Raw genomic sequence first — 5,774 nt, 5'->3', positions numbered from 1 at the left:
CCCCCGCCCTCCAGGAGCCCCGATGACGCAGACCCCTCATCCCTCCGGACCCCTGCGGGTGGTGCTGGCCGGCGGCGGCACCGCCGGCCACATCTCCCCGATGCTCGCGATCGCCCGCGCCCTGGAGGGCGACGGCGGCGGTCCCGTCAAGTGCACCATGGTCGGCACCGCCTCCGGCATGGAGACGCGTCTCGTCCCCGAGGCGGGCTACGAGCTCGACCTGATCGACCGGGTCCCGATGCCGCGCCGCCCGTCGATGGACGTCGTCCGCTTCCCGGCCCGCATGCGCGCCGCGGTCGCCACGGCGGCCCGGATCCTGCGGGACCGGCGCGCCGACGTCGTCGTGGGCGTGGGCGGCTACGTCGCCACCCCCGTGTACCTCGCCGCGTTCCGGGCCGGTGTGCCCGTGGTGGTCCACGAGGCCAACGCCCGCCCCGGCCTGGCCAACCGCATCGGCGCCCTGCGGGCCACGCACGTCGGCACCGCCCTGCCGGATACCCGCCTCCGCGGCGCCCGCTGGGTGGGCATGCCGATGCGCCCCGAGATCTCCGGCCTGGACCGGGCGGCCGCCGGCCGTGCCGCCCGTGAGGCCCTCGGCCTCGACCCGGACCGGACCACCGTCGTGGTGACCGGCGGCAGCTCGGGTGCGCTGGCCGTGAACCGCACTGTGCGCGCCGCGCTGGGCGACCTCCTCGACGCCGGTCTGCAGGTCTTCCACCTGACCGGGCGGGACAAGGCCCTCACCGAGGACGACGGCAGCCTCCTGGTCCGGGACGGCTACGTCCAGCGGGAGTACCTGGCGGGCATGGAGCAGGCCTACGCCGCCGCCGACCTGATCGTCGCCCGCTCGGGCGCCGGCACGGTCTGCGAGGTGTCCGCGGTCGGCCTGCCCGCCGTCTACGTCCCCCTGCCCATCGGCAACGGCGAGCAGGCGCTCAACGCCCGCCCCGTGGTGGAGGCGGAGGGTGCGCTGCTCGTCCGCGACGACGCCTTCGGGCGCGCGTGGGTGCAGCGTCAGCTGATCCCGCTGGCGACCGACCCCGAGCGTCTGGCGCGCATGGGGGAGGCGGCCGCCCGCTTCGGCGTCCGGGACGCGGACGTCACCATGGCCGGCCTCGTGCGCTCGGCCGCCCAGGAAGGAGCCCGGCGATGAGCCGCGACGAGAGCACCCGTCCCGCGGCCGAGGGCCGCTTCGCCGACCTGGGCCGCGTGCACCTGCTGGGGATCGGCGGCGTCGGCGTGTCGGGGGTCGCCCGCATCCTCCAGGAGCAGGGCGTCGCGGTGTCCGGCTCCGACGCGAAGGACCTGCCCGTGATGCGCGAGCTCGCCGCGGGCGGCGCCCGGATCACGGTCGGCTACGACGCCGCGCACCTGGGCGAGGACGTCACCACGGTGATCGCCTCCTCGATCGCCGGGCCGGGCAACCCGGAGCACGACGCCGCCGTGGCGCGCGGACTGCGCGTGCTGCACCGTTCCGAGGGCCTCGCCCTGGCCATGCGCGGCCACCGGGTGCTGGCCGTCGCCGGCACGCACGGGAAGACCACCACGTCCTCCATGGCCGCCATGGCCTTCTCCGACGCCGGCTGGGACCCCACGTTCGCCGTCGGCGCCGCCGTCGCCGGGCTCGGCACCAACGCCCGGGCGGGCCGGGGCGAGTGGTTCATCGCGGAGGCCGACGAGTCCGACGGCACCCTGGTGAACTACCCGAGCACGATCGGGATCGTCACGACCGTGGAGGCCGACCACCTGGACCACTACGGGACCGAGGAGGCGGTGCACCAGGTCTTCCGGGACTTCGCGGGCGGGCTGCCGGCCGCCGCCCAGGGCGGGGTCCTCGTGGCCTGCCTCGACGACGCCGGCGCGGCGGACCTGGCCGCGTGGGCCCGTGGCCACGCGGCCGCCGACGTCGTGACCTACGGCTCGGCGCCCCGCGACGGCGTGGCGCCGGACCTGCTGGTCACCGACCTCGCGGTGGAGCCGGGCGAGACCGGAGTGGGCCAGCGCGCCACGTTCCGGATGGCGGACGGACCGGAGCGCACCCTGCACCTGCAGGTGCCCGGCCGGCACAACGCGCTGAACGCCGCCGCCGTGGTCCTGGCCGCCGTCCGGGCGGGCATGGCCTTCGAGGCCGCCGTGCGGGGCGTCGAGGCCTTCCGGGGCACGGCCCGCCGATTCGAGTTCCGTGGCGCCGCGCGCGGCGTGCGGGTCTTCGACGACTACGCGCACCATCCCACGGAGGTGGCCGCCGCGGTCTCCGCCGGCCGTGCCGTGGCCGGTGACGCCCGCGTGCACGTCCTGTTCCAGCCCCACCTGTTCTCCCGCACCCGGGACTTCGCCGCCGAGTTCGCCGCCGCCCTCTCCGGGGCGGACGTGGTGCGCGTGCTGCCCGTGTACGCGGCCCGGGAGGAGCCGATGCCCGGCGTCGACTCGTCCCTCATCGCCTCCCGCCTCACCACGGGTGCCGCCGAGGACCGCGTCGTCGCCGAGGACCGCGCCGAGGCGGTGCGCTCGCTCGCGGCGGGCGCCACGGCCGGCGACGTCGTCCTCACGATGGGCGCGGGGGACGTGACCGCCCTGGGCCCGGACCTGCTCGCTGAGCTCGGCCGGGACGCGGCGCTCAGCGTCGCCCACCCGTGAGGCGCGGCCACGGGACGCCGCCGGTCGCACCGGCCGGGGCCGACGCCTCCACCGTCGTCCGGTTCCCGGGGCGCACCGCGCGCCGGCGCCGCGCCACGCGCTGGGGTGTGGCGGCCGCGGTGCTCGCGGTGCTGGGCGCCCTGGGCTGGGTCGTGCTCTTCTCGCCCGTGCTCGCGGTGGACCGCGTCGAGGTCACCGGCACCCGCCATGTCTCCGCCACCGCCGTCCAGGAGCGCCTGGAGCCCGTGTACGGCGTGCCGCTGTCCCGCGTCGGGGCCGGCCGTGTGGGCGAGCTGGTCGGCGGTCTGCCCGGGGTGGCCGAGGTCCATACCGTGCCCCGCCTGCCCACCGGCCTGGAGGTCGTGGTCCGGGAGCACGAGGCGCGGGCCCGGCGGGACGGTGACGACGGCGCGCAGCTGCTGCTCGCGGACGGCACCGTCCTGACGAGAGTGCCGGAGGAGCGGCTCGAGGGCGAGGACCTCCCCGCGTTCTCGGAGGAGCTGGCGCAGCGGGCACAGGAGGAGCGCGCCGAGGTGGCCGAGGTGCTGGCCGCCCTGCCGGAGCCTGTGGCCGATCGTGTCGAGACCGCCGACTCCCGGGGCCCGGGCCAGGTCTATCTGGCGCTCGAGGGCGGGGTGACCCTGGTCTGGGGCGACGCGCAGGACGCCGGCCTCAAGGGGTCCGTGGCCGAGGCGTTCCTGGCGGACGAGCGGCACGGGTCCGCGGCGGGCGGCGTCGCCGAGATCGACGTCTCCGTTCCCACGCGGCCGATCACGCGCTGAACCGGGGCCACAGGAGTCTCCAGTAGAACGTGAAGGTGAAGGTCGGGGCGCCTGGTCTCGTGCGAGTCGGGGTGTCCTCACCGCGGAGGCTCGTCCTTCGAGTCTCACGTGAAAGTTGATGTTGAGGGCGTCTTTTCCGCGTGGACACGCCGTTTTCTTTTGCGCGTGACGCGGGCCTCCCAGTACGGTGGATCCGAACGCGCGCGAGGCTCGCTTCACGCTGTGCTTGAAGGTGTCCACCCCGGGTGGCCGCCGATCACCGGGGCGATGTGCCTCGCGCTGACCTCTCGAGATCTCGAACAAAGGGAACCAACACCGTGGCTGCACCCCAGAACTACCTGGCCGTCATCAAGGTCGTCGGCATCGGCGGCGGCGGCGTGAACGCCGTGAACCGCATGATCGAGGTGGGGCTTCGCGGCGTGGAGTTCATCGCCATCAACACGGACGCCCAGGCGCTGCTGATGTCGGACGCGGACGTGAAGCTGGACGTGGGCCGCGAGCTCACCCGTGGACTCGGCGCGGGCGCGAACCCCGAGGTCGGCCGCCAGGCCGCCGAGGACCACGCGGAGGAGATCGAGGAGGTCCTGCGGGGCGCGGACATGGTGTTCGTGACCGCGGGCGAGGGCGGCGGCACCGGCACCGGCGGAGCGCCCGTCGTGGCCCGCATCGCGCGCTCGCTCGGCGCCCTGACCATCGGCGTCGTGACCCGTCCGTTCACGTTCGAGGGCCGCCGTCGCGCCGGCTCCGCCGAGGCGGGCATCGACGCCCTGCGGGACGAGGTCGACACCCTCATCGTGATCCCGAACGACCGCCTGCTGTCCATCTCGGACCGCAACGTCTCGGTCATGGACGCCTTCCGTCAGGCGGACCAGGTGCTCCTCTCCGGCGTCCAGGGCATCACCGACCTGATCACCACCCCGGGCCTGATCAACCTCGACTTCGCGGACGTGAAGTCCGTGATGCAGGGCGCGGGCTCCGCGCTCATGGGCATCGGCCACGCGCAGGGCGAGGACCGCGCCGTCAAGGCGGCCGAGCTGGCGATCGCCTCGCCGCTGCTCGAGGCCTCCATCGACGGCGCGTACGGCGTGCTGCTCTCCATCCAGGGCGGCTCCGACCTCGGCCTCTTCGAGATCAACGAGGCCGCGCGACTGGTCCAGGAGGTCGCCCACCCGGAGGCCAACATCATCTTCGGCGCGGTCATCGACGACGCCCTCGGCGACGAGGTGCGCGTGACCGTGATCGCCGCGGGCTTCGACAAGGTGGACGTCACCTCCGCCCCGGCCGCCCCGCAGGCCGCGCAGCAGCAGCAGGCGGCCCCGCAGCGGGCCGCGGCCCCCGCGCAGCCGCAGCCCGTCCCCGCCCAGCCGCAGCCCCCCGGCCCCGCCGCAGCAGGCCGAGCGCCCCGCCGTGCGCGGCACCGTGCCGCTGGCCCCGCAGGAGCAGCAGCCGCGCCGCCAGCAGGACCTGCCCACCGTGGTGGAGCCGGACCTCGGCGCCGGGTCCTCGGACCTGGACGTCCCGGACTTCCTCAAGTGACGGCCGCGGAGGGGCCGGCCGGGACCACACGGGTCCCCGCCGGCCCCTTCGTGCACCGCGAGACCGTCCGCACCGCGACGGGCGCCGTGCACGTCGCCTGGACCTCCGTGGCCGCCGGCAACCTCGCGCTGCACGTGGTCCCGCCGGACGAGGCCGAGGGGCTCGCTCGCGTCAGCGCCGCCCGTCGCGCCCTGGAGCGCGTGATGGGGGTCCCCGAGGGCGCCACGCTCTATCTGGACCAGGTGCACTCGGCCGACGTCGTGTGGGCGGACGGGCCCGGGCGCGGCGGTGCCCCGGCCCCCGTGGCCGACGCCGCCGTGAGCCGCGACGGGTCCCGGCCGCTGGCCGTCATGGTGGCCGACTGCCTCCCCGTGGTCCTCGTCGACGAGACGACCGGCGCGACCGCCGTGGCCCACGCCGGGCGACGCGGGCTGCTGGAGGGCGTCCTGGAGGCGACCGTCGATCGGCTGCTCTCCCTGCGTCCGGAGGCCGACCGAGCCGGTCCCGGCCTGCGCGCCTGGATCGGCCCCGGCGTGTGCGGCCGCTGCTACGAGGTGCCCGCGGCCATGCGCGACGACGCCGCCGCCCGCCTCCCGGCGACCGCCGCCACCACGTCCTGGGGCACCCCCGCCCTCGACCTGCCCGCCGGCGCCGCGGAGGTCCTCCGTGCCCGCGGGGTGGCCGCCGCGACGATCGACGTGTGCACGCGGGAGGACGAGCGCCTGTTCTCGCACCGTCGGGCGCCCGGTGAGGGCCGGTTCGCCGGCCTCGTCTGGCGCGCCGACCCCGACGCCACCACCCCGAGAGGAGACGCATGAC

4 protein-coding genes and 1 pseudogene are annotated in these 5,774 nt (G+C 76.1%); all 5 read left to right on the top strand.

Going from position 1 to position 5,774, the window contains the following annotated elements; translation table 11 throughout:
• Positions 1-22 precede the first annotated feature (22 nt).
• The 5 genes and pseudogenes from murG (at position 23) to J1M37_RS08465 (ending at position 5,773) form a co-directional block, all read left to right on the top strand.
• Complete coding sequence (gene murG / locus J1M37_RS08485) at positions 23-1,153, top strand: undecaprenyldiphospho-muramoylpentapeptide beta-N-acetylglucosaminyltransferase (RefSeq protein ID WP_144820190.1); 1,131 nt, start codon at positions 23-25, stop codon at positions 1,151-1,153.
• The gene (gene murC, locus J1M37_RS08480) at positions 1,150-2,637 is read left to right on the top strand and encodes a UDP-N-acetylmuramate--L-alanine ligase (RefSeq protein ID WP_144820189.1); all 1,488 of its coding nucleotides are present in this window, start codon (positions 1,150-1,152) and stop codon (positions 2,635-2,637) included. The genes murG and murC overlap by 4 nt, the downstream gene beginning before the upstream one ends.
• Complete coding sequence (locus J1M37_RS08475) at positions 2,634-3,419, top strand: cell division protein FtsQ/DivIB (RefSeq protein ID WP_260446448.1); 786 nt, start codon at positions 2,634-2,636, stop codon at positions 3,417-3,419. Before murC ends, J1M37_RS08475 begins: the two co-directional genes overlap by 4 nt.
• 317 nt (positions 3,420-3,736) lie before the next feature.
• A pseudogene (ftsZ, locus tag J1M37_RS08470) lies at positions 3,737-4,955 on the top strand (cell division protein FtsZ).
• Entirely contained in the window at positions 4,952-5,773 is an 822-nt protein-coding gene (locus J1M37_RS08465; RefSeq protein ID WP_060974345.1) for a polyphenol oxidase family protein, read from the top strand. Before ftsZ ends, J1M37_RS08465 begins: the two are co-directional and overlap by 4 nt.
• Position 5,774: the final 1 nt, after the last annotated feature.

Source organism: Micrococcus sp. KRD012 (assembly GCF_017168555.1).
In the GTDB taxonomy this organism is placed as follows: domain Bacteria; phylum Actinomycetota; class Actinomycetes; order Actinomycetales; family Micrococcaceae; genus Micrococcus; species Micrococcus luteus.
The sequence above is the reverse complement of the archived record's forward strand: the minus strand, read 5'-3'. Positions and strand labels throughout refer to the sequence as shown.